Source organism: Ectobacillus panaciterrae DSM 19096 (assembly GCF_000430785.1).
GTDB lineage: Bacteria > Bacillota > Bacilli > Bacillales > Bacillaceae_G > Ectobacillus > Ectobacillus panaciterrae.
The window spans coordinates 81,414-100,877 of record NZ_KE387248.1; the positions used below are offsets into that span (position 1 = coordinate 81,414).

Annotated in this window: 20 protein-coding genes and 1 other annotated feature; of the genes, 2 read left to right on the plus strand and 18 right to left on the minus strand. The window is 43.3% G+C overall.

Annotated elements, in window-relative coordinates; genetic code table 11:
• The 4 genes from safA to nadB form a co-directional block, all read right to left on the minus strand.
• Nucleotides 1-866 (minus strand): SafA/ExsA family spore coat assembly protein (safA, locus tag H540_RS33880; protein ID WP_034671930.1); only part of this gene is annotated, 866 nt, incomplete at its 3' end.
• A gap of 143 nt (nt 867-1,009) precedes the next feature.
• Nucleotides 1,010-2,119, minus strand: coding sequence for a quinolinate synthase NadA (gene nadA, locus H540_RS0125185; RefSeq protein ID WP_028402923.1), 1,110 nt, complete (start codon nt 2,117-2,119; stop codon nt 1,010-1,012).
• Between the two features lie 25 nt (nt 2,120-2,144).
• Complete coding sequence (gene nadC / locus H540_RS0125190; protein WP_028402924.1) at nt 2,145-2,978, minus strand: carboxylating nicotinate-nucleotide diphosphorylase; 834 nt, start codon at nt 2,976-2,978, stop codon at nt 2,145-2,147.
• A 17-nt stretch (nt 2,979-2,995) separates the two neighbouring features.
• Complete coding sequence (nadB, locus tag H540_RS0125195) at nt 2,996-4,534, minus strand: L-aspartate oxidase (protein WP_028402925.1); 1,539 nt, start codon at nt 4,532-4,534, stop codon at nt 2,996-2,998.
• A gap of 374 nt (nt 4,535-4,908) precedes the next feature.
• On the opposite strand from nadB, the gene H540_RS0125200 reads away from it, so the two are divergent.
• Both H540_RS0125200 and H540_RS0125205 read left to right on the plus strand, forming a co-directional pair.
• On the plus strand, nt 4,909-6,060 hold the full coding sequence (locus H540_RS0125200; protein WP_028402926.1) for an IscS subfamily cysteine desulfurase: 1,152 nt from the start codon (nt 4,909-4,911) through the stop codon (nt 6,058-6,060).
• On the plus strand, nt 6,057-6,599 hold the full coding sequence (locus tag H540_RS0125205) for a transcription repressor NadR (protein ID WP_028402927.1): 543 nt from the start codon (nt 6,057-6,059) through the stop codon (nt 6,597-6,599). The genes H540_RS0125200 and H540_RS0125205 overlap by 4 nt, the downstream gene beginning before the upstream one ends.
• A gap of 50 nt (nt 6,600-6,649) precedes the next feature.
• On the opposite strand, the gene pheA is transcribed toward H540_RS0125205, so the two are convergent.
• From pheA to minD, 14 genes are all read right to left on the minus strand, one after another.
• The gene (gene pheA / locus H540_RS0125210; RefSeq protein ID WP_028402928.1) at nt 6,650-7,504 is read right to left on the minus strand and encodes a prephenate dehydratase; all 855 of its coding nucleotides are present in this window, start codon (nt 7,502-7,504) and stop codon (nt 6,650-6,652) included.
• Between the two features lie 394 nt (nt 7,505-7,898).
• The gene (locus tag H540_RS0125220; protein WP_028402930.1) at nt 7,899-9,803 is read right to left on the minus strand and encodes an FtsX-like permease family protein; all 1,905 of its coding nucleotides are present in this window, start codon (nt 9,801-9,803) and stop codon (nt 7,899-7,901) included.
• Nucleotides 9,778-10,554: an ABC transporter ATP-binding protein gene (locus H540_RS0125225; RefSeq protein WP_028402931.1), complete on the minus strand. Its 777-nt coding sequence runs from the start codon at nt 10,552-10,554 to the stop codon at nt 9,778-9,780. Before H540_RS0125225 ends, H540_RS0125220 begins: the two co-directional genes overlap by 26 nt.
• A gap of 104 nt (nt 10,555-10,658) precedes the next feature.
• Entirely contained in the window at nt 10,659-11,726 is a 1,068-nt protein-coding gene (locus tag H540_RS0125230) for a sensor histidine kinase (RefSeq protein ID WP_028402932.1), read from the minus strand.
• Nucleotides 11,716-12,423 carry a response regulator transcription factor gene (locus H540_RS0125235; protein WP_028402933.1) on the minus strand — a complete coding sequence of 236 codons (708 nt, stop codon included), beginning with the start codon at nt 12,421-12,423 and terminating at the stop codon, nt 11,716-11,718. The genes H540_RS0125230 and H540_RS0125235 overlap by 11 nt, the downstream gene beginning before the upstream one ends.
• Before the next feature lie 52 nt (nt 12,424-12,475).
• On the minus strand, nt 12,476-13,759 hold the full coding sequence (obgE, locus tag H540_RS0125240) for a GTPase ObgE (protein WP_028402934.1): 1,284 nt from the start codon (nt 13,757-13,759) through the stop codon (nt 12,476-12,478).
• Nucleotides 13,760-13,773: 14 nt separating this feature from the next.
• Complete coding sequence (locus tag H540_RS0125245; RefSeq protein WP_028402935.1) at nt 13,774-14,310, minus strand: Spo0B C-terminal domain-containing protein; 537 nt, start codon at nt 14,308-14,310, stop codon at nt 13,774-13,776.
• Nucleotides 14,311-14,378: 68 nt separating this feature from the next.
• On the minus strand, nt 14,379-14,669 hold the full coding sequence (gene rpmA, locus H540_RS0125250) for a 50S ribosomal protein L27 (protein ID WP_028402936.1): 291 nt from the start codon (nt 14,667-14,669) through the stop codon (nt 14,379-14,381).
• 3 nt (nt 14,670-14,672) lie between these two features.
• Nucleotides 14,673-15,011: a ribosomal-processing cysteine protease Prp gene (locus H540_RS0125255; RefSeq protein WP_028402937.1), complete on the minus strand. Its 339-nt coding sequence runs from the start codon at nt 15,009-15,011 to the stop codon at nt 14,673-14,675.
• A gap of 7 nt (nt 15,012-15,018) precedes the next feature.
• Entirely contained in the window at nt 15,019-15,327 is a 309-nt protein-coding gene (gene rplU / locus H540_RS0125260; RefSeq protein ID WP_028402938.1) for a 50S ribosomal protein L21, read from the minus strand.
• 13 nt (nt 15,328-15,340) lie between these two features.
• Nucleotides 15,341-15,414 (minus strand) — a sequence feature (ribosomal protein L21 leader region).
• 69 nt (nt 15,415-15,483) lie between these two features.
• Nucleotides 15,484-16,887, minus strand: coding sequence for an Rne/Rng family ribonuclease (locus H540_RS0125265; protein WP_028402939.1), 1,404 nt, complete (start codon nt 16,885-16,887; stop codon nt 15,484-15,486).
• Nucleotides 16,888-16,951: 64 nt separating this feature from the next.
• Nucleotides 16,952-17,809 carry a M50 family metallopeptidase gene (locus H540_RS0125270; RefSeq protein ID WP_028402940.1) on the minus strand — a complete coding sequence of 286 codons (858 nt, stop codon included), beginning with the start codon at nt 17,807-17,809 and terminating at the stop codon, nt 16,952-16,954.
• Entirely contained in the window at nt 17,802-18,557 is a 756-nt protein-coding gene (locus H540_RS0125275) for a M23 family metallopeptidase (RefSeq protein WP_028402941.1), read from the minus strand. Before H540_RS0125275 ends, H540_RS0125270 begins: the two co-directional genes overlap by 8 nt.
• A gap of 109 nt (nt 18,558-18,666) precedes the next feature.
• Nucleotides 18,667-19,464, minus strand: coding sequence for a septum site-determining protein MinD (gene minD, locus H540_RS0125280; RefSeq protein WP_028402942.1), 798 nt, complete (start codon nt 19,462-19,464; stop codon nt 18,667-18,669).

A 19,464-nucleotide genomic window follows, 5' to 3' on the forward strand; every position in this document is an offset into this window, starting at 1 on the left:
ACAGGAGAAACCATTTTTCCTTTATCAGCTGCCGGTGACACATAAGATGGCTGTTGAACAGGAGAAACCATTTTTCCTTTATCAGCTGCCGGTGACACAACATTTTCTTTAACTGCTGCCGGCGACACAACGTTTTCTTTAACCGCTGCCGGCGACACAACGTTTTCTTTAACCGCTGCCGGAGACACAACGTTTTCTTTAACCGCTGCCGGGGCGACATAGGGTGTCTCGCTTTTCTTTACAGGGGTTGGCATTTTAAATTCACTCGCTAAATTGAAAGCTTTAGAAGGCGGCTGCGGCGGCTGCGGTAAAATGTTCACAGAAAACTTTGTGACACCCTTTTGCGGCGCAACAGGCTTTATTGGCTGCTCCATTTGCACCGGCTGCGTTACTGGCATTTCTTTTTGTGCCGGCTTTACTGGCTGTTCCTTTTGTGCCGGCTGTGTTACTGGCATTTCTTTTTGTGCCGGTTTTGCTATTAGAACTTCTTTCTGCGCCGGCTTCATTATTTGTGTTTCTTTTTGCTTTGTCGCCGCTGGTGCCTGCTCCTGCATAGCAGGCTGCTCGGAAGCAGGGCCCGGCTTCGCCATCGGCTCCTCTTCCTCTTTTATCGTGAGCGTTTTCGGCTCGGCTGGAAATCCCTGTTGCTGTACCCCTTTTACATATTCCTTTGGCTGCGCTGAACCGGCGCCTGGATTGTGCTTTACGGAAACGCCGGCAGACGGCACTTTAATTTTCATTCCCGGCATAATTAAATCAGGATTGCTAAGCTGCGCATTCATTTTTTTCAATTCTTCAAAATCTACGCCATATTTTTTCGCAATTTTCCAAAGGGTATCCCCTTTTTGTACAATATGAATTTTCACAATTTCCCCCTCCTGTGCGACTTCTCTATAATAGAAACAGTATGTTTGGGCACGTTGCTACTTCACCACAATGTATGCGAAAAAAAATAGTTTTATGTACATGTGCAAAAGAAAAAGCAACGGGAGAATCCCCGTTGCTTTCATTACGCCAGAGCAAGCATGCGGTCCAATGCAAGCAATGCCTCTTCTGCAATTTTTTGATTCACTTGAATCACATTCACTTCTTCCCCGTTTTCTAAGGACTCAAGCGCCCACAATAAATGCGGCAAGTCGATTCGGTTCATCGTTAAGCATGGACACATATACGGATTTAAAGAGACGATGTGCTTATCCGGATGCTGATCAATAATGCGCTTTACTAAGTTCATTTCTGTACCGATTGCCCACTTGCTGCCAGCAGGCGCATTCTCAATTGCTTCAATAATATATTTTGTAGACCCTGCATCATCAGAGGCAGCCACTACTTCACGGCAGCATTCCGGATGCACGATGATTTTCATATCAGGATGGTTCTTTCTTACGTTCTCAATGTTCTTCACAGTAAAGTTTTGATGAACGGAGCAATGCCCCTTCCATAGAATGACCTTAATATCCTCTATATTACCTTCGTATTCCAATGTATCTGTTTGCGGATCCCAAACTGCCATATGCTCAAGCGGCACACCGAGATCATATGCCGTATTGCGGCCTAAATGCTGATCGGGCAAGAAGAAAATACGCTCTTTTTGGGTGAAAGCCCATGCAACCATTGCTTTTGCATTAGAAGAAGTAACTGTTGCCCCCCCATTGCGCCCGCAAAATGCTTTAATTGCTGCTGTAGAATTCACATACGTTAACGGAAGAATCGTATCGCCAAACAGCTCATGAAGCTTCGGCCACGCCCGCTCTGTTTGTTCAATATCTGCCATATCCGCCATAGAGCAGCCGGCGCGCATATCAGGCAAAACAACAACCTGTTCATCTGTCGTTAAAATATCAGCTGTTTCTGCCATAAAGTGTACACCGCAAAATACAATATATTTCGCCTTTGTATTTTGTGCAGCTACTTGTGCCAACTGTAAAGAGTCCCCTGTTGCATCAGAGAATATAACAACTTCATCCTTTTGATAATGATGCCCCGGAATGAAAAGTTGATCTCCAAACCGTTCTTTAATTTCACGCACGCGCGCTTCCATTTCCTCACGAGACATAGTGCTGTATCGCTCCGGAAGCGTAATTTGCGCAGTTTGACTTGCCATCTCCAAAATATTCATAGTTTTCCCCTCTTCCCTCTATTCGTTATACTTCGATGTTAAAGCTAATATCAAGCGCCTTTACAGAATTCGTGAGTATGCCAAGCGAAATATAATCCACGCCTGTTTGCCCATATGCGTGAAGATTTTCGATTGTAATGCCGCCGGACGCTTCAGTGATAATTCCCGCCGGAACAAGTTGGCAGAATTCCCTTACTTCTTCAGGAGTACGGTTGTCGAACATAATAATATCTGCGCCCGCTTTTACAGCTTCAATCACTTGTTCTTTTGTTTCCGTCTCTACTTCAATTTTCACCATATGGCCAAGCTGCTGTTTAACAGCAGCTACTGCTTTTGTGATGGAACCTGCAAATGCGATGTGGTTATCTTTAATCATCACGCCGTCATATAACCCGAAACGATGATTAAAACCGCCCCCGCATGTAACAGCATATTTATCGAACATGCGCAATCCAGGAATGGTTTTTCTCGTATCGCAAATGCGGGTATGATCACTATTTAATGCTTGCACTGCTTTATACGTTGTTGTTGCCACTCCGCTCATTCGTTGCATGACGTTTAAAATCACACGCTCCCCTGTAAGCAAATGAACAATCGGCCCTTTTACAGTCGCAATGATTTCGCCAGCTTCCACGTAATCACCGTCCCGTTTATGCAGCTCAACAGAAATGCCTTCGCCCAATAAACTAAATCCAGCTTGAATGACATCCATTCCGGCAAGTACGCCGTCATCCTTTACAAGGAATGTTCCGACCGCCTGCAGATTATTTGGAAAAATAAGCTGCGATGTTACATCGCGTTCCCCGATATCTTCTAGAAAAAACTGTTCCAATGCTTGTTTCAGCTTCAATGTATTCATATCCCCACTCCTTATCGCTACGCCATTTGTAAAATCAACTGCTTCTTAGAAAACACCGTTTGCCTTGGATTCTCCTCAAGATGCGGAAAATCGCTTCGGAAATGCCCGCCAATGCTTCCTCTTCTTTTTAATGCGGCTATCGTAATGAGCCAAGAAGCTGTCAGCATGTTAAACACCATCACTTGTTCGTTCGTAAGCGCTTCATGCGCAAGCGTGCCGAATCCGTCGAACGGCATGTATTGCTCCAGCCAGCGCTTCGCTTCCAGCAATCCTTCCTCTGTTCGTACAATCCCTGCACACTTCATCATCATTTGCTGAATCTCTTCTTTCCCAGGTAACACAATCGGCTTCATAGGAACAGGTGCTGTATGATGTATTGGTTTTGGAACACGCATGTTCTGTTGCAGTAAATAACTTCCTAACCGTCCTCCGAACACGATTCCTTCAAGTAAAGAATTGCTTGCCAGGCGGTTCGCGCCATGAACGCCGTTGCACGCAGTCTCTCCGACCGCGTACAGGCCTCGAATTGTCGTTTCTCCGTTCAAATTCGTTCGGATGCCGCCCATATGAAAATGGGCGCCGGGCACAACGGGAATGCGTCCTCTTTCAAGAGATAAGCCGCTCTGCTTGCACAGTGCCGAAATGGTAGGAAATCTGGAAGAAAAGCGGTCAATCATGGAAATATCTAAATAAACCTCTTCTCCTTGAAGAATTTGCTCATGAATCTCGCGGGCAACAACATCCCGCGGCGCCAAATCACCTTGCTCATGGATGTGTTCCATAAACCGTTCGCCCTTTGTGTTCTTCAAAACTGCGCCTTCCCCGCGTACCGCTTCCGATACAAGACCTCGACAGCTGCCGTTTATATACAGCATAGTCGGGTGGAATTGTACAAACTCCAAGTCCGCCATATCAGCGCCCGCTCTGTAGGCCATAGCAAGACCGTCTCCTGTAATCGTCGTATCATTGGAGCTGAAGGAGTACAAGGCGCCAATTCCCCCTGTCGCCAATACAGTATGAGGCGCATAATATGCAGTTGTCACATTGTCGTTGTCGCGTGTCACGACACCTATGCATGTACCGTCCTGTATGATGAGATTCAATACCATTTCATGCTCGACAATCGTTACCTGCTTTTTAATTCGTTCTACAAAATGCCTCAGCAGATTTTTTCCTGTTGCATCTCCGCCCGCGTGCAAAATGCGCCGCTCGCCATGAGCGCCTTCTTTGCCAAGACTTAACCCGATTTCATCCCGGTCAAACTGCATGCCTTCTTGCACCAAGCGCTGCATCTCGCTTGGTCCTTGCTGCACCAAATAGGCAACAGCTTCCTTGTTATTATAATAACAGCCTGCTGTTAATGTATCGTTATAGTGATTCGTCCAATGATCATCAGAAGCAACTGCAGCAGCAATGCCTCCCTGCGCCATATTAGAGTTGTTATGCCATCTCGTCTTCTTTGTGATAATTATCACATTCTTTTCCTGACAAAGCTTTTCTGCCACGCTGAAAGCAGCGATTCCGCTCCCAATAATTAAAACATCTGCGTTAGGCATATAAACGCCTCCTAGGGTTACACATTTTCATATTGTCTTGACACCTATATTTACATATATTTAAACTAATGACAAGACCTTTTTATCGAAAACTAAAAATAAGGAAAAAAATTACAAAATCCTTCTTTCGTGGTCAGAAACTCTGTCGATTTATGTTACACTTATATACAAGTGAATAAAAAAACCGTCTTTTTATAGTGGGGAGAAATCATCCGGCGACGTGCAGAAGCGGTCAACCCTTTGTAGGGTTCATGCAAGGGTAAACCAGAGAGAAGAAGCATACAATATTCCCTTTTGGTTGCACACAGCACATGGAAATGTCGAAATTATAATTTACTCATATATAGAAAAAATGAAGTAAGGGAGATGCATATGTGATGATTTATTTGGATTATGCGGCAACGACACCAATGAGCGATGAATCTATGCTGACATTTCAACAAGCTTCCAAGCAGTATTTCGGTAACGAGCAAAGTCTGCATGATATCGGTTCCAGCGCTTCTACCCTATTGAAAACATGCAAAAAAACATTAGCAAACCTTCTTCATGCGAAAGAGCAAGGCATTTATTTTACAAGCGGCGGCTCGGAATCTAATTACTTAGCATTGCATTCTTTAATTACTGCCCATCAAGAAAAGGGAAAGCATATTATTACTACGCCTATTGAACATGCATCCATTCGCAATTATTTCCGCGAATTAGAAAAACAAGGCTTCGCCATTACGTACGTTCCAGTAGACCGATTTGGCGTTGTAGACATAGAAGCATTAGAAGCAGCGATTCAAGAAGACACCATTTTGGCAAGCATACAGCATGCGAATTCGGAGATTGGAACCATACAGCCATTACGAAAAATTGGCCGTTTGTTAAAAGCGCATAACGTGCTGTTCCATACAGATTGTGTACAGACGTTTGGCAAAATCCCGATTCAGGTTGAAGATATGTATATCGACAGCTTATCAATCTCAGCTCATAAAATTTACGGGCCAAAGGGAGTGGGAGCCTGCTATATCAATCCGCAAGTACAATGGCAGCCTATATTCGAAGGAACATCTCACGAAGGCGGATTTCGCCCAGGTACGGTTAATGTGCCGGGTATTGCCGCATTTTTAACTGCTGCCCAAGCCATCATAGAAGCGCAAGAAAAGGAAGCGAAAAGGCTGAAAGAACTGAGGGAGTTCTTCGTACAAGGTTTACAGGAGATTCCTCACCCCATCTTTATAGAGGGACATCCTGTTTCCTCCTTGCCGAATATCGTTGCCGTTACTATACAAGGAATAGAGGGACAATACACGATGCTCGAATGCAACCGCAGCGGTATTGCCATTTCAGTCGGCAGCGCTTGTCAAATCGGCAAGCAAGAGCCGTCCCGTACGATGCTTGCAATCGGAAAAGAACCTGAGGAAGCGAAGCAATATGTACGCTTTTCACTTGGGAAATACACAACAAAGCAAGAAATTGAAACGACATTACAAGTATTAAGAACCATGATTTATCAATTCTTTGGAGGAGCAATCACGAAATGACTGATCAGGATAGAAAGAAGATATTAGGGGAAGAGCGCAGGCTATTAATTTTAGAATGGCTGATGGACGCCCAGCGGCCTTTGTCCGGCAGCGAGCTGTCAAAAAAAACGAACGTGAGCCGTCAGGTGATTGTACAAGATATTTCTTTATTAAAAGCAAGAAACGAGCCCATTATGGCTACTTCACAAGGATATGTATATTTAAAGCCCCTGTCCAAACAGCCTAGATATGAACGTGTTATCTCCTGTAGCCATCCGCCGGACAAAGTGCGTGATGAGCTGACGCTGCTCGTGGACCACGGCGTTACCATTAAAGACGTAAAAGTGGAGCATCCTGTATATGGAGACTTAACAGCTTCCATCATGGTCAGCAACCGCTACGAAATTGAACAATATTTAAGAAAAGTGACTGAAACAAATGCAGCTTACCTTTCCCAGCTGACAGGAGGCATTCATCTTCATACCATTGAAGCAGACTCCGTGGAAAAGCTGCATGCTGCATGCACAGCGTTGGAGCATGCTGGTTTTCTGATTAAATAAAAAGGCGCAGAGCTGAATCTGCGCCTTTTGGTTTTATTCTGAGGTTCACATCATAGAGAGTAGCATGGATAGTTTCCAAGCAGCGTTACAGAGCATCCGAGTGCCTCAAGCTCCATTTTTACACCGTGCTGCAGCACATTGTCGTAAGAACCTTCTACATCAATTAAGAAAAAGTAATTGCCAAGACCTGTTTTCATAGGGCGTGATTCAATTTTTGAAAGATTGAGCTTTCTCCATGCGAACGCTGCCAGCACTTGATACAACGCTCCTGCATAATCAGACGGCAACATAATCATCCATGTTGTTTTCTCGACGCGAGGCTCTTGCTCGTTACTCAGTACCTCCGCTTGTCCATTATGTAAAACAATGAATTTTGTATGATTGTTTTGGTGCGTGTGAATATCCTGCTGTACAATCGTTAACCCGTACTTTTGTGCGGCAGCTTCATTTGCGATGGCTGCAATCACTTGCTCTGGATGCTCTTTCACGTATTTCGCCGCTGCGCTTGTAGATGTCATATCTCCAGTCGGCACGCCCTTGACATGCGTGTTTAAAAATTTATGACACTGTGCAATAGCATGAGGATGGGAGTATACCGCTTGCACATCCTTCCATACAGCTGCATGATTCGGATGAACAAGAAGATGCTGACGTACCGGCACCGTAATTTCGCCGACAATAGTGAGCGGCTGCTCATGAATCAAATAATCAATTGTAATATTTACCGATCCCTCAATTGCATTCTCTAACGGCACAACTGCAAAATCTATTTCACCATTTGCCGCCGCATCGATGCAGTCCGGAATGGTTGGATACGGAATACGTGTTTTATCTGAAAAAAAGCGATTTACAGCCATGTGCGTAAACGTCGCTTCTGGTCCTAAATATCCTACTCGATAACTCATTTTGCTTTCACCTCTTTTTGTTATGGTTATATTTATAACATGTAATACGTGTTTCTTCCACCTATATTTCGAATATTCACAAAAACCGGCCGATCTTTTTTTAAATGGGCGTAGAGCATCTGCGGAATATAGGAGCGGTTTAATCCTTTCAGATGCTCTCTCCTATGTCTTTTTATTGTGTTTCATACTGCGAACAGAAGGAAAGCATTGGTACGGAATTTTATAAATTCTTTCAAAAAAAATTCAGCATGGGAGAAACCCATACTGAATTCTTCAATAGTGCACCTGCTAAGTCTAGTAACACTCCAAGCCTTTCAAACAAAGAAAATGAATGGAAAGCATTGCCGCTAAACTTTATAATTTCTGATGTTTAAAAAAATAATATTTTTCGGTCTTATATGTGCTTCATGTATTCGCGCTGCGCGAACAAGAAATATATAAAGGCAGCTGCGCAATATATGCTTATAACGATTACACTTGTTTGCAGCAAGTTCGCTTTGAGCATGCTGCTTAATGCATACAAAGCAAATGAGCTGTGAATGATGCCTACTATAATCGGCACAAAGAAAATGGTTCCCATTTGTCTGACTGCAATGCTTTTCACTTCTTTCTTTGTCATGCCTGTACGCATGAGCGATTGGTACTGCAGCCGGTCACGCTCAATATCGTTGAACCATTTAAAATATGTCATGCTGCAAGCTGCCAAGAAAAACAGAATACTGATGAACGCACCGATGAATAATGTTAAGGCACCGCCTTGTTTAATCATGTTATATGTCAAGACCCGTTCGGAAATTAGCAGCTGTTTCTCGTCACCTACATGTTTTCGGAGATCGTTTACAAGCTTTTCTGTTTTCTCCCAATCCTTAATGATAAATCCGTGGTATACATATTTTTCAGTGTCCGGCACAGATGCAATCAGCTTTTCATAGTCTTCTTTATTTACAAGAAATAAAAGGTGTGTTCTTTTAGGAGACGAATTAAACACAGATTCTGTATATTGCTCATTAAGTTTCATGCTGTAATCTTTGCCTTGCACTTTAAAATCAAATACATTTTTATTATAGAAGCGGAAGTCGCCGTACGCATCCGGATAGATGAGCGTACCGCTGCCCACCTTGTTATGAATTAGCCTTTTTCCTTGCTTCTTCGCTTCCTTGTTATAATCCTCTTCAGATACAATCGTAACGTCCATTTCACGTTTAGTATTCGCCATAAACGAAGCCGGAAATTCTGCCAGCTCAACCTCTTTTGCATCTGCAAAGCCATGCGTCTGCAAGAGCCGTTGCATTTCCTCTTTTGTAATGATCTCCCCAGGAATTGTCCCCTTTTCTGTATAGGCAACCGCATGAGGAGAGGACTCCAAAATCTTTTCTCTCAAGTCCGAAAAGTACGTGTACATTGTGCCGGTCGCTGATACTACAATAGCTGTCAAAATGGTGATGGTAAACAAAAAACGGGCATTGTCCTTCATTTTGTATACAAGGCTGCTGATTACAAATAAATTAGGTTGTTTGTAGAAAATATGCTTTCGCTTTTGCAGCATTTTAAGAATTGCGACGCTTCCTTGCGTAAAGAAGAAGTATGATCCGGCGATAACAAGACCTATGACGATAAAAAAGAAGGTCATAAAGTTCACCAAAGTAACCCGCGTTGCCAGTGCATAACCTGCTACAATGAAAATAGAACCAAGTACAAACAGCCACTTAGAATAAAACGGCTCCACGCGCTGCTTTCTTGCATCCTTTAAAAGCTCTATAATTTCGAGTTTTCGAATATTCCATAACCCAAATACTGAGAGAATGAGGAATAAGAGAAAATACGTTACAGCTGTAATCACAATCGGTTTTCCGTTCCATACAAACGGAATTGGATTTTTCACATCAAGCAATGTACTCATCATCATAAAGAACAATTTAGAAAACAACATCCCGACTCCAATGCCGGCTGCAATGGAGAGCACACCCATTAATAGCTGCTCCAGCACAACCATGCGGGCGATTTGTGTTTTTGTTGAACCAAGAAGAGTTAACAATCCAAGCTCCTTTTTACGAGAACGCAAAAATGTCGAGTTCGAATATAAAATAAATAAAGCTGAAAAGCCAAGAATAATGTAATTACATCCTTTTAGGGTATTTTGAAGCTGTGTTTTAATTTCTCCGTTCACTACATCGGGGTGATAAATGAAGGATGCATACATGAAAAATATGATAATAGAAAAGCAGCTGCTGTACAAAAAGGCTTTATAGCTACGCCAATTTCCTTTTACATTTTTAAGAGCGAGATGCCGAAAGTTCATGGTGCTCGCCTCCTAACATTGCCAGTACATCAAGGATTTCCTGGAAGAAGGAATGCCTTGCTTCTCCCTTTCGGATTTCTGAAAATAATTCGCCATCCCGAATGAACAAGATACGTTCGCAATAGCTTGCCGCTACAGGATCATGCGTAACCATTGTAGTGGTTACCCCCTTTTGTTCATGTAAATCCTGCAAAGCGCTCATTAATGCTTTGGCTGATTTTGAGTCCAGATTCCCTGTCGGTTCATCCGCCAAAATCAAGCTTGGCTCATGGATGATGGCGCGAGCTGCGGCTGTACGCTGCTGCTGACCGCCGGATACTTCATATACCTTTTTATCTAAAATATGGGCAATGTCTAAGAATCCCGCAATATCTGTTACTCGTTTTTCAATTTCTTTGACCGGGTAATTGTCCATTACAAGCGGCAAAATAATATTTTCTTTAATGGATAATGTATCAAGCAAGTTAAAATCCTGAAAAATAAATCCAAGATTTTTGCGGCGAAAATGAGCCAATTTAGAAGACTTCAGTTTGCTTACCTCCGCGCCATTCATATAAATATGACCGGAAGTCGGTTTATCAATTGTTGCCAGCAAATTCAACAACGTTGTTTTGCCGCTTCCAGACGGCCCCATGATTCCGACGAATTCTCCCTCTTCAATCTTTAAATCGATTCCTTTTAAAGCCGTTGTCGCTACCGTTCTCTTTGAGCTGTATACCTTCGTTAAACCCTTCGCTTCCAATACACTCATCATGCTCATCCCCTTCTCGTTTTCTCTAATCTAACTATAAGAAAAAGCGTAAGGAGAAACGAGTGATTTTCCTTACAAACACATAGTATTGCCTTACAGTTTTGTCACTTTCGCAACACTTCGTAATACGCTTCATCCTTTACGAACCTGAAGACAACCGTTGTTCCTTCTCCTTGCTCCGCTTCTATAAATAGCCCATGATGCAAACGGTCGCATATTTGCTTTGTTATGTATAAACCCATTCCTGTCGCTTCTCTTGTTCTTCGTCCGTTTATCCCTGTAAAAAAGGGATCAAAGACACGCTTAAGATCCTGCTTCGGTATTCCGATACCATTATCCCGTACGCGAAGCTCTATGGCATCGTCCTTCTCTTTTAATTGAAATATAATGTGCTTCGCTTCCTTTTGAGCTATTTTCGTATACTTCAATGCATTTCCGATCACTTGGCTTAAGGCGATAGCAAACCATTTTTTATCCGTCTGAATCCTATCATAACCCACTTCCGCCTCAAGTTTCGGAAACACACCGTGCTGGATGAACGTTTTCTTGTTTTGATTGATGACGTCTCTTAAGAACGACTGTAAATATACAGCCTCAATTTTATAGTCTTTTTCGAACTGCTCTAGCCGTGCCATGTGAAGCGCCAAATCCAATCCTTGTAAAATGCGGTCATTCTCTTCCCGTATGCTGACAAGGATATCCTCTATCGCTTCGTTGTTCTGTACTTTTTGGAGAAGCAGTTCGATAACAGATACCGGTGTTTTCATTTGATGAATCCATTGATTGAGAAAGATGCTTTCGTTTTGTCGTTTCATATGCTGTTCATTGAGATCGTTCATAAATTGCTGTCGCATGGAAGCGATTACCTCGAGCAGCAGCTCCTGTTCATATGAATGGGCATTCTGAATGCTCAATGAATCTGCTAAAACACTTCCCGCTTCAATATATCTCCTTAAGTCCTTTGTAAAAGCATTTCGTTTTCGATAATCATATATAAGAAACAGCATAAAGAAAAAAGAAGACAATCCAAGACCATATATAATGGTCGTCCAATGTATCTCTTTTTTGTACATCCACAAATCGAGTTGCACAGCAAGTAAAAAACATCCTGTCCCCGCTATGTACATTAAAATAAAACCAAGGCGATCTAACAAATATTGTTTATGCTTCATCCTTTTCACTCCATGAAGCAGTAAATGAATATCCATAACCTCTCTTTGTCACAATCGCATTCATAATCCCGATATCCTCCAGTTTCTTCCGGACACGCTTGACGTTCACAGTGAGTGTATTATCATCTACAAAAGCTACCTCATCCCATAACGCCTCCAACAGCTCTTCCCTCGTTACATTCTGGTTTGCCTTTTTCACAAGACATTCGATTAAATTATATTCGTTTTTCGTAAGTTCAACCTTCTTGTCTTTCCATTGCATGATGTGCTGGGACGGAAACAAATACAAACCATTGACTTCATAATACTCCAATTCCTGCGAGGCGGCATACTCCCCATAGGCTCGGCGAAGCGCGCTTTTAATCTTTGCCATGACGACATCCAAATGGAATGGCTTCGTAATATAGTCATCTCCCCCGTTTTCAATCGCCATAACTTGATCCATATCTCCCGTTCGCGCTGAAACGAAAATAATCGGCACCTTGGAAATCATCCGAATTTGACGGCACCAATAAAAGCCGTCAAAATACGGCAAATTGATATCAAGAAGGATAAGATGCGGATTTGTATGGGAAAATTCCTCTTTAATATTTCGGAAATCCTTTATACGGTACGATGCGTAGCCGTAACGGGTTAGGTGCCCTTCTAAAATTTCAGCAATTTTATGATCATCTTCTATAAGTAAAATATTGTACATCCATAATCCCCCTTTCCTCTATTATAAAAAAAGCTGCCTATAATTGGCAGCTTTAGTCGATAAATTCAAATTCATATTCTAAAATTTTAACAATATCGCCGTCTTTCGCACCGCGCTCGCGCAGTGCCTCATCTATGCCTAGTCCTCTCATTTGGCGGGCAAAGCGGCGTACGGATTCCTCACGGCTGAAGTCTGTCATCTTGAACACTTTTTCAATATCCGCACCAGCCACGACGAAGGAACCGTCGCTTTCACGCGTAATCGTGAAGTTTTTTACATCCTTCTCAAACTTGTACATTACGCGCGCCGGCTCATCTTCCACTTGCTCAAGCGGGAATTCTGGTGTGTTCTCCAATAAATTCGCTACCGCAAACAGCAAGTCGCGAACTCCCTGGCGTGTTACAGCGGAGATCGGGAAGATTTGTACGTCCTCTTCCACCTTTTCCTTGAACAGCTTTAAGTTTTCTTCTGCTTCCGGCATATCCATTTTATTGGCTACGATAATTTGCGGACGCTCTGTTAAACGCAAATTATATTCCTTCAGCTCGCTGTTAATCGTTACGTAATCTTCATATGGATCACGGCCTTCCATACCGGACATATCAATGACATGTACGATAACGCGTGTCCGCTCGATATGACGAAGGAATTGATGCCCTAAGCCTACGCCTTCATGTGCACCTTCAATCAATCCCGGAAGGTCTGCCATAACGAAGCCGCGTCCGTCTTCTGTTTCGACTACACCTAAATTCGGCACGATCGTCGTAAAATGGTACGCCCCAATTTTTGGACGCGCCGCTGATACTACAGATAACAGTGTAGATTTTCCGACGCTCGGGAAGCCTACTAATCCTACATCTGCAAGTACCTTCAACTCCAGCATAATATTGCGCTCTTGACCCGGTTCACCATTCTCAGCGAGTTCCGGTGCAGGATTTGAAGGAGAAGCAAAGCGGGTATTGCCGCGTCCGCCCCGTCCGCCGCGTGCCACAACTGCTTTTTGCCCGTGCGTTACTAAGTCTGCCAGCACTTGACCCGTATCTGCGTCTGTAACGACTGTTCCAGGCGGCACCTTTACAATCATATCTTCGGCATTTTTGCCATGCTGGCTTTTGCTCATGCCATGCTCTCCGCGCGGCGCTTTAAAGTGACGCTGATAGCGGAAGTCCATCAATGTCCGCAAGCCTTCTTCTACAACGAAAATGACATCCGCGCCTTTTCCGCCGTCTCCGCCTGCCGGACCGCCATTTGGAACATACTTCTCACGGCGAAACGCCACCATGCCGTTCCCGCCGTCTCCGCCTTTTACATATATCTTGACCTGATCTACGAACATAACTTCACCACACTTTACTTTTCTTTTAGTCGTATTTCAATGCATAACTCTTCATGCTCTACTGAATATGAAACAGATAATCCTTTTGTTTCACATTCAGTAAGCCACGTTTTAATCGGGTCTGTAGTTTCTAGTTTGCCACGAAAATCAAAAAAGAAACGAGTGTCTTGTTCTTCCTGTTCAATTGTTACACAGAGGTGATTTTCAGTACGAGAATCAGCCGCTCCGTGCAGCAAGCATAAGAATTGCTTTGTCCATCCTGTCACAGCTTCATCCCAATGGGTCAGCGTATGTATATTGCCCAGCACTTCGTATTCGAGAAAGCACGGGGAAGAATTCCAGGTATAGGTGAGCAGCAGCTCTGTCAAAAGAGGCATTTTCAAATTCATGAGACGCGATTCTTGTTGTGCTTCCTCTACAAAATCATGAATCAGCTCTTGTACCCTCTCTGTGTTGCCAAGGGAAAGGTGAGCTTTTATCAATTGCAGACAATTCAGCCAGTCGTGGCGTGAATGCCGCAAAGCGTCAACAACCGTCCATTTCTTCTCCATGTACAAATACCCCTTTAATATAGAAAAACTCTAACCTGCACTCAGGTTAGAGTTTTCCGTGAGTTTCATTATGCTTCTTGAGCAACAGGATATACGCTCACTTGCTTACGGTCACGGCCAAGACGCTCAAAGCGTACAACACCGTCAACCTTCGCGAATAGAGTATCGTCGCCGCCGCGGCCAACGTTTACTCCTGGGTAGATTTTTGTACCGCGTTGACGGTAAAGGATAGAACCGCCGGATACGAATTGACCGTCTGCACGCTTAGCGCCAAGACGCTTAGACATAGAGTCACGGCCGTTCTTTGTGCTACCTACACCTTTTTTGGATGCGAAAAACTGAAGATCTAATCTTAACATAGTTTACACCTCCTGCATGGTTTCTTTTATGCGAATGTACTTTCCATAGTCCATTTCGATTGTTTTTAGCGACACCATCATGCCTTCTAGAAGTAATTGTGCGTTCTGAAACGTTTCATCGTCCAATTTGGGCAATGCATATGTTAAGAAACCGCCGTTTCTTCCGAGTTTAATGTTCGCTTGCACATGACAAAGTGACTCAATCGCATTGATAGAACCGAACACCACAGCCGAAACGCCAGCGCAGACAAGGTCTTTACCGTGTTCAGCAAAGTTGGCATGTCCTGTCATTTCAAAAGATTGAATGCCTGATGCTGTGCGATGTATCGTAAATTTAATCATTTCAACCTTACGCGTTGATTGCTTCGACTACAAGCTTAGTGTATGGCTGACGATGACCTTGTTTACGACGGTTGTTCTTTTTCGCTTTGTATTTGAAAACGATGATCTTCTTAGCGCGACCTTGTTTTTCAACTTTAGCTGTAACTGTTGCACCTGCTACAACTGGGCTGCCAACTTGAACGTTTTCGCCGCCTACGAAAAGAACTTTGTCGAAAGTAACTGTTTCACCAGCTTGTGCATCAAGTTTTTCTACGTAGATCACTTGACCTGCTTCAACTTTGATTTGTTTTCCACCAGTTTCGATAATTGCGTACATAATTGCACCTCCTCATAATTCTAAGACTCGCCATAGTCAGGCAGACAAAGGTCATTTAGAACCTGTTATGCGCGGTTGCAGCATATAGCTAATAGGTGCTATAAACTATAACATAGAGATGTTATCACGAATAGATAAGGATGTCAATAATGACTGTTAGCTTTGGCGTCGTTTTATCTCTTCTTTTGTCCCGAAATGACGAATTATATATCCATGAGAAAGGCTGTCCGTGAACAGTACTTCAACAGATAATTCTGCCGCTAATTCCAATTGCTCAAACGCGCCTTGCACCAGCTTTCCTGCTTCTACAAGAACAGCTTCATAATCCGTGCCGCGGTACTGAAGGAGCTCGCGCTGCAGCATATAAGCGGCGGTTTCAGCTGCCCATGCAAACCCTGTTCCTTTGCAGCATTCGCAAGGGGACAGCATATAATCGCGCAGCGACTTGCGCTTTCGTTTTCTCGTCATTTCGAGAATGCCAAGGGCAGTGAAATCGAACACACGGGATACCGTACCGTCTTTCTTAAGCCCGGCAATTAGTGCACGCTTCACCTTTTCTTTATCATCACGCTCTTTCATATTGATGAAATCAATAGCAATCATGCCGCCGATATCCCGTAAACGAAGCTGCCTGGCGATTTCTTTTGCCCCATGCATGTTTGTTTGCAACACAGTATCATCTTGCGTAAGTCTACCTGTGAACTTTCCTGTATTCACGTCAATAACAGTCATCGTTTCTGTTTGCTCAATCAAGAGATAGGCTCCGTTTTTCAGCCATACGACTTTTTTCAGCGCTTTTTCTATTTCATGCTCTATACCGTAATGAACAAAGAGCTCTTCCTTTTCGCGATGCAGCGCAACCTTGTCGATTCCTGCTTTTTGCTCCAGTATTTTTTGACTTTCGCGGTCGTCCACAAAAATGTGCGAAACAGTATGAAGGGGTATCTCGTGAAACACGCGATCCAAAAAGGACTTTGCTGTATGTACAAGAGCTGGAATTTTCCCCTTTGACTGCATCAGTATTTCATATGTTTTCTGAAGCTGCTGCAATTCTTTTGCAACCTCTTCCAAAGGCGCTTCTTCGCAAGCAGAGCGAAAAATAAATCCGCCGCCCTGCTCCTTCCCCAGCTGCTGCAAAGCGCTTTTCTTTTCTTGATTCTGTATGCTGCGTGAAACGGCAGCCATGTTCTCATGCGGCATATACACGGCATACATACCTGTCAGCTCCGGCTTTGCGGTAAGCTTTGGCCCCTTAGTTTCAATCGCTTCTTTTACCACTTGTACAAGAATCGCTTGCCCTTGATGAACGAGCTGACTGATTTGTTTGCCGGCTTCCGCAGACGGAATATCATCGCGATGCAAATATGCTTGTTTCTCCATGCCGATATCCACAAAAGCTGCCTGCATGCCCGGAAGCACTTTTGTGACTCTGCCCATGTATATATTTCCTACAATGTCCTCTTCATCCGGTCTTTGAAAAAAGACCTCGACAATTGTCTCGTCTTCTTGCAGGGCAATGCGCTTTTCAGCGCCGATTACATTCACATATAACGTTCTCACCATTTCTATCCTCGCTTTAGTTGTTTGCTATAACAATAATAAAAGGTTAGTGCCGCCGTCAACACTAACCGATAAGCTCTCCAATAGAAGAGCTGATTCTCTTTTCCGTAAAGTAAGCATATAGCAGTTCATTTTCATCCAAGGTATACTGCTCTTGCTTTCCTTTAATGATAATGGAATGCTTATAGCCGCGGCGAAATTGTTCAAAAATTGTGTAGAGCGGATCATCCCGGTCTGCCACAATAGAGGTAATCTTCTCAATATCCCGCTTCCTTCCGTAATATCGTTCCAATAAGAAGCGGATAAACGTATACTGCCGCTGTCTCCATTCCATATACATGGATATACCCAAAAATACAAGCATTGTCCACATTGTAAGATTGGTTGTATTCCATATGAGTCCGATTCCAGCCGCTGCAAAAAAACATACGCCTGAGGCAGCCATCATCCAGCGGTGCGCCTTTAAAAACGGAAACCCGTTTGAGAATATATTAAATACAAGCTTCCCGCCGTCAAGAGGCCAAATAGGCAGCAGATTAAACAATAAAATCGTTATATTATTCCATAAAAAGAAGGTATAAAACGAGTCTCCCATAAATCCTGCCCAGTGCAGAGCATACGCTGCCATAATCATCCACACATGCTGTGCAGGTCCTGCTAAAATAACAAGCAGTTCTTCCTTTAAAGGCTTGTTGCCATGCTCTTCCAGCTCAGCAACACCTCCAAAAGGCAGCAGCTGAATCTGTTTAATGCGCCACCCGTAATACGCAGCTGCAAATCCGTGACCAAGTTCATGAACGAAGACAATGAAAAATAATACGAGCAGCTCTTTAAAATGCGCTGTCCACACCCCGATAGCTATAACCGCCCAAAACAATGGATGAATTGTAATTTTCGTAAGAACCTCTGTATATTTAATCAAAGGAAATCACCTGAATCGGATCAACGAATTTTTCATCCTTTTTAAAAGCAAAGTAAAAGTTACCTGCTTTACCATCCTGACTGTTTTCTACAATTCCAATTTTTTGCTTCTTTTTGACATAATCGTACAATGCTACCGATACATCCGCTAAATTGCCATACCAAGACTCTGTGCCATCTGCGTGCTGAATAATAATAGTGTTGCCCAGATCTTCTTTCTTTCCGACAAAAATAGCAACTCCTTCATTTACCGCATCAACTGAAGCATTAATATTCGTTTGAACAAGTACACCTTGGCCGTTTGCTTTAAAGCTTTGCAATACTTTTCCGGAAGCAGGGACGGCATAATTTTTTCCCCCTTCACTTAACTTTGTTTTAGAGGACGGCAATAATGTGAGCGGTTTTCCAAATTGCTCTTCATACCATTTCGATACAGTGGCGAATTGAAATTCTTGCCCCATGGCTGTCCGAATGGCAGAACGCGCCTCCTCAAAAGAAGGAGCCGGATTTTTAAAAAGAACAGCTGTTATAAGAATAAGACAAGCAGAACATAAAATTTTAAACAAAAACACTTCTTTACGAAATAAAGGATGTGTCGTTTCCTTCGGTTCTTCAAAAATGATTTGCTCAGAAAACTCTTGCTCTGGAAGAACAAATGCATCTGCTTCTTCCCAATATGATTTTCTCTGCTGGTCTGCTTTTCGCTTGGCGATCCGTTTCCGAATTTCATCTACTCTCCGGTTTTTCATTCTGTCCCCTTCCTCTTTTCCCATTTGTACATATGTATGAGTTGTCCGAACGAGATATGACGGAGAAGAAAAAGACAAAAAAAACACCTCGCATAGGAAAACGAAGTGTTTAATGAAAACCAAAAAATTTCTTCATCTTTGTGAGGACTGTTGCTTTTTCTTTTTCCAATTGCTGAAGCGGAATCGATTCTCCAAGCAGGCGTCTTGCAATGTTCCGATAAGCAAGCGAGGCCTTTCCGTTCGGATGAAGCGCTACAGGCTCTCCTGTATTTGTCGCTTTAATGACCGCATCGTCATCTTCCACAACCCCAATCAACTCTATAGAAAGGGTTCTGACAATATCATCTACGCTAAGCGTTTCTTCATATTTCAGCATATGACTGCGAACACGGTTAATGATCAGCTTCGGCGGCTCGATATCTTCTTGTTCCAACAAGCCGATAATACGGTCTGCATCACGCATAGAAGATATTTCCGGCGTCGTAACGACAATGGCTTTATCTGCACCAGCTACTGCATTTTTGAACCCTTGTTCAATACCGGCCGGGCAATCGATAAGTATGTAATCAAAGTCTTGGCGCAGCTCTTGAATAATATCCTTCATTTGTTCGGGCGTGACAGCTGATTTATCTCTAGTCTGTGCTGCAGGCAATAAATACAGTTCATCAAATCGCTTGTCCTTAATTAAAGCCTGCGGCAGACGGCAGCGTCCTTCGACAACATCTACAAGGTCAAATACAATTCGGTTTTCAAGTCCCATTACAACATCTAAGTTCCGAAGTCCAATATCAGTGTCTACCAGGCAGACCTTTTTGTCGGATAAAGCTAGAGCTGTTCCAAGATTCGCGGAAGTCGTTGTTTTGCCGACTCCGCCTTTTCCAGATGTAATAACAATTGCCTCTCCCAC

What these genes read in the sequence shown, in the direction of transcription:
- H540_RS0125245 (WP_028402935.1), bottom strand. Translation starts at nt 14,310, where the DNA reads ATGGAGAAGAAATGGACGGTTGTTGACGCTTTGCGGCATTCACGCCAC.
- H540_RS0125235 (WP_028402933.1), bottom strand. Translation starts at nt 12,423, where the DNA reads ATGTACAATATTTTACTTATAGAAGATGATCATAAAATTGCTGAAATT.
- H540_RS0125225 (WP_028402931.1), bottom strand. Translation starts at nt 10,554, where the DNA reads ATGAGTGTATTGGAAGCGAAGGGTTTAACGAAGGTATACAGCTCAAAG.
- rpmA (WP_028402936.1), bottom strand. Translation starts at nt 14,669, where the DNA reads ATGTTAAGATTAGATCTTCAGTTTTTCGCATCCAAAAAAGGTGTAGGT.
- H540_RS0125275 (WP_028402941.1), bottom strand. Translation starts at nt 18,557, where the DNA reads ATGAAAAACCGGAGAGTAGATGAAATTCGGAAACGGATCGCCAAGCGA.
- obgE (WP_028402934.1), bottom strand. Translation starts at nt 13,759, where the DNA reads ATGTTCGTAGATCAGGTCAAGATATATGTAAAAGGCGGAGACGGCGGG.
- H540_RS0125255 (WP_028402937.1), bottom strand. Translation starts at nt 15,011, where the DNA reads ATGATTAAATTTACGATACATCGCACAGCATCAGGCATTCAATCTTTT.
- nadB (WP_028402925.1), bottom strand. Translation starts at nt 4,534, where the DNA reads ATGCCTAACGCAGATGTTTTAATTATTGGGAGCGGAATCGCTGCTTTC.
- H540_RS0125230 (WP_028402932.1), bottom strand. Translation starts at nt 11,726, where the DNA reads ATGAAGCATAAACAATATTTGTTAGATCGCCTTGGTTTTATTTTAATG.
- pheA (WP_028402928.1), bottom strand. Translation starts at nt 7,504, where the DNA reads ATGAGTTATCGAGTAGGATATTTAGGACCAGAAGCGACGTTTACGCAC.
- H540_RS0125205 (WP_028402927.1), top strand. Translation starts at nt 6,057, where the DNA reads ATGACTGATCAGGATAGAAAGAAGATATTAGGGGAAGAGCGCAGGCTA.
- nadA (WP_028402923.1), bottom strand. Translation starts at nt 2,119, where the DNA reads ATGAATATTTTGGAGATGGCAAGTCAAACTGCGCAAATTACGCTTCCG.
- rplU (WP_028402938.1), bottom strand. Translation starts at nt 15,327, where the DNA reads ATGTACGCAATTATCGAAACTGGTGGAAAACAAATCAAAGTTGAAGCA.
- H540_RS0125220 (WP_028402930.1), bottom strand. Translation starts at nt 9,803, where the DNA reads ATGAACTTTCGGCATCTCGCTCTTAAAAATGTAAAAGGAAATTGGCGT.
- nadC (WP_028402924.1), bottom strand. Translation starts at nt 2,978, where the DNA reads ATGAATACATTGAAGCTGAAACAAGCATTGGAACAGTTTTTTCTAGAA.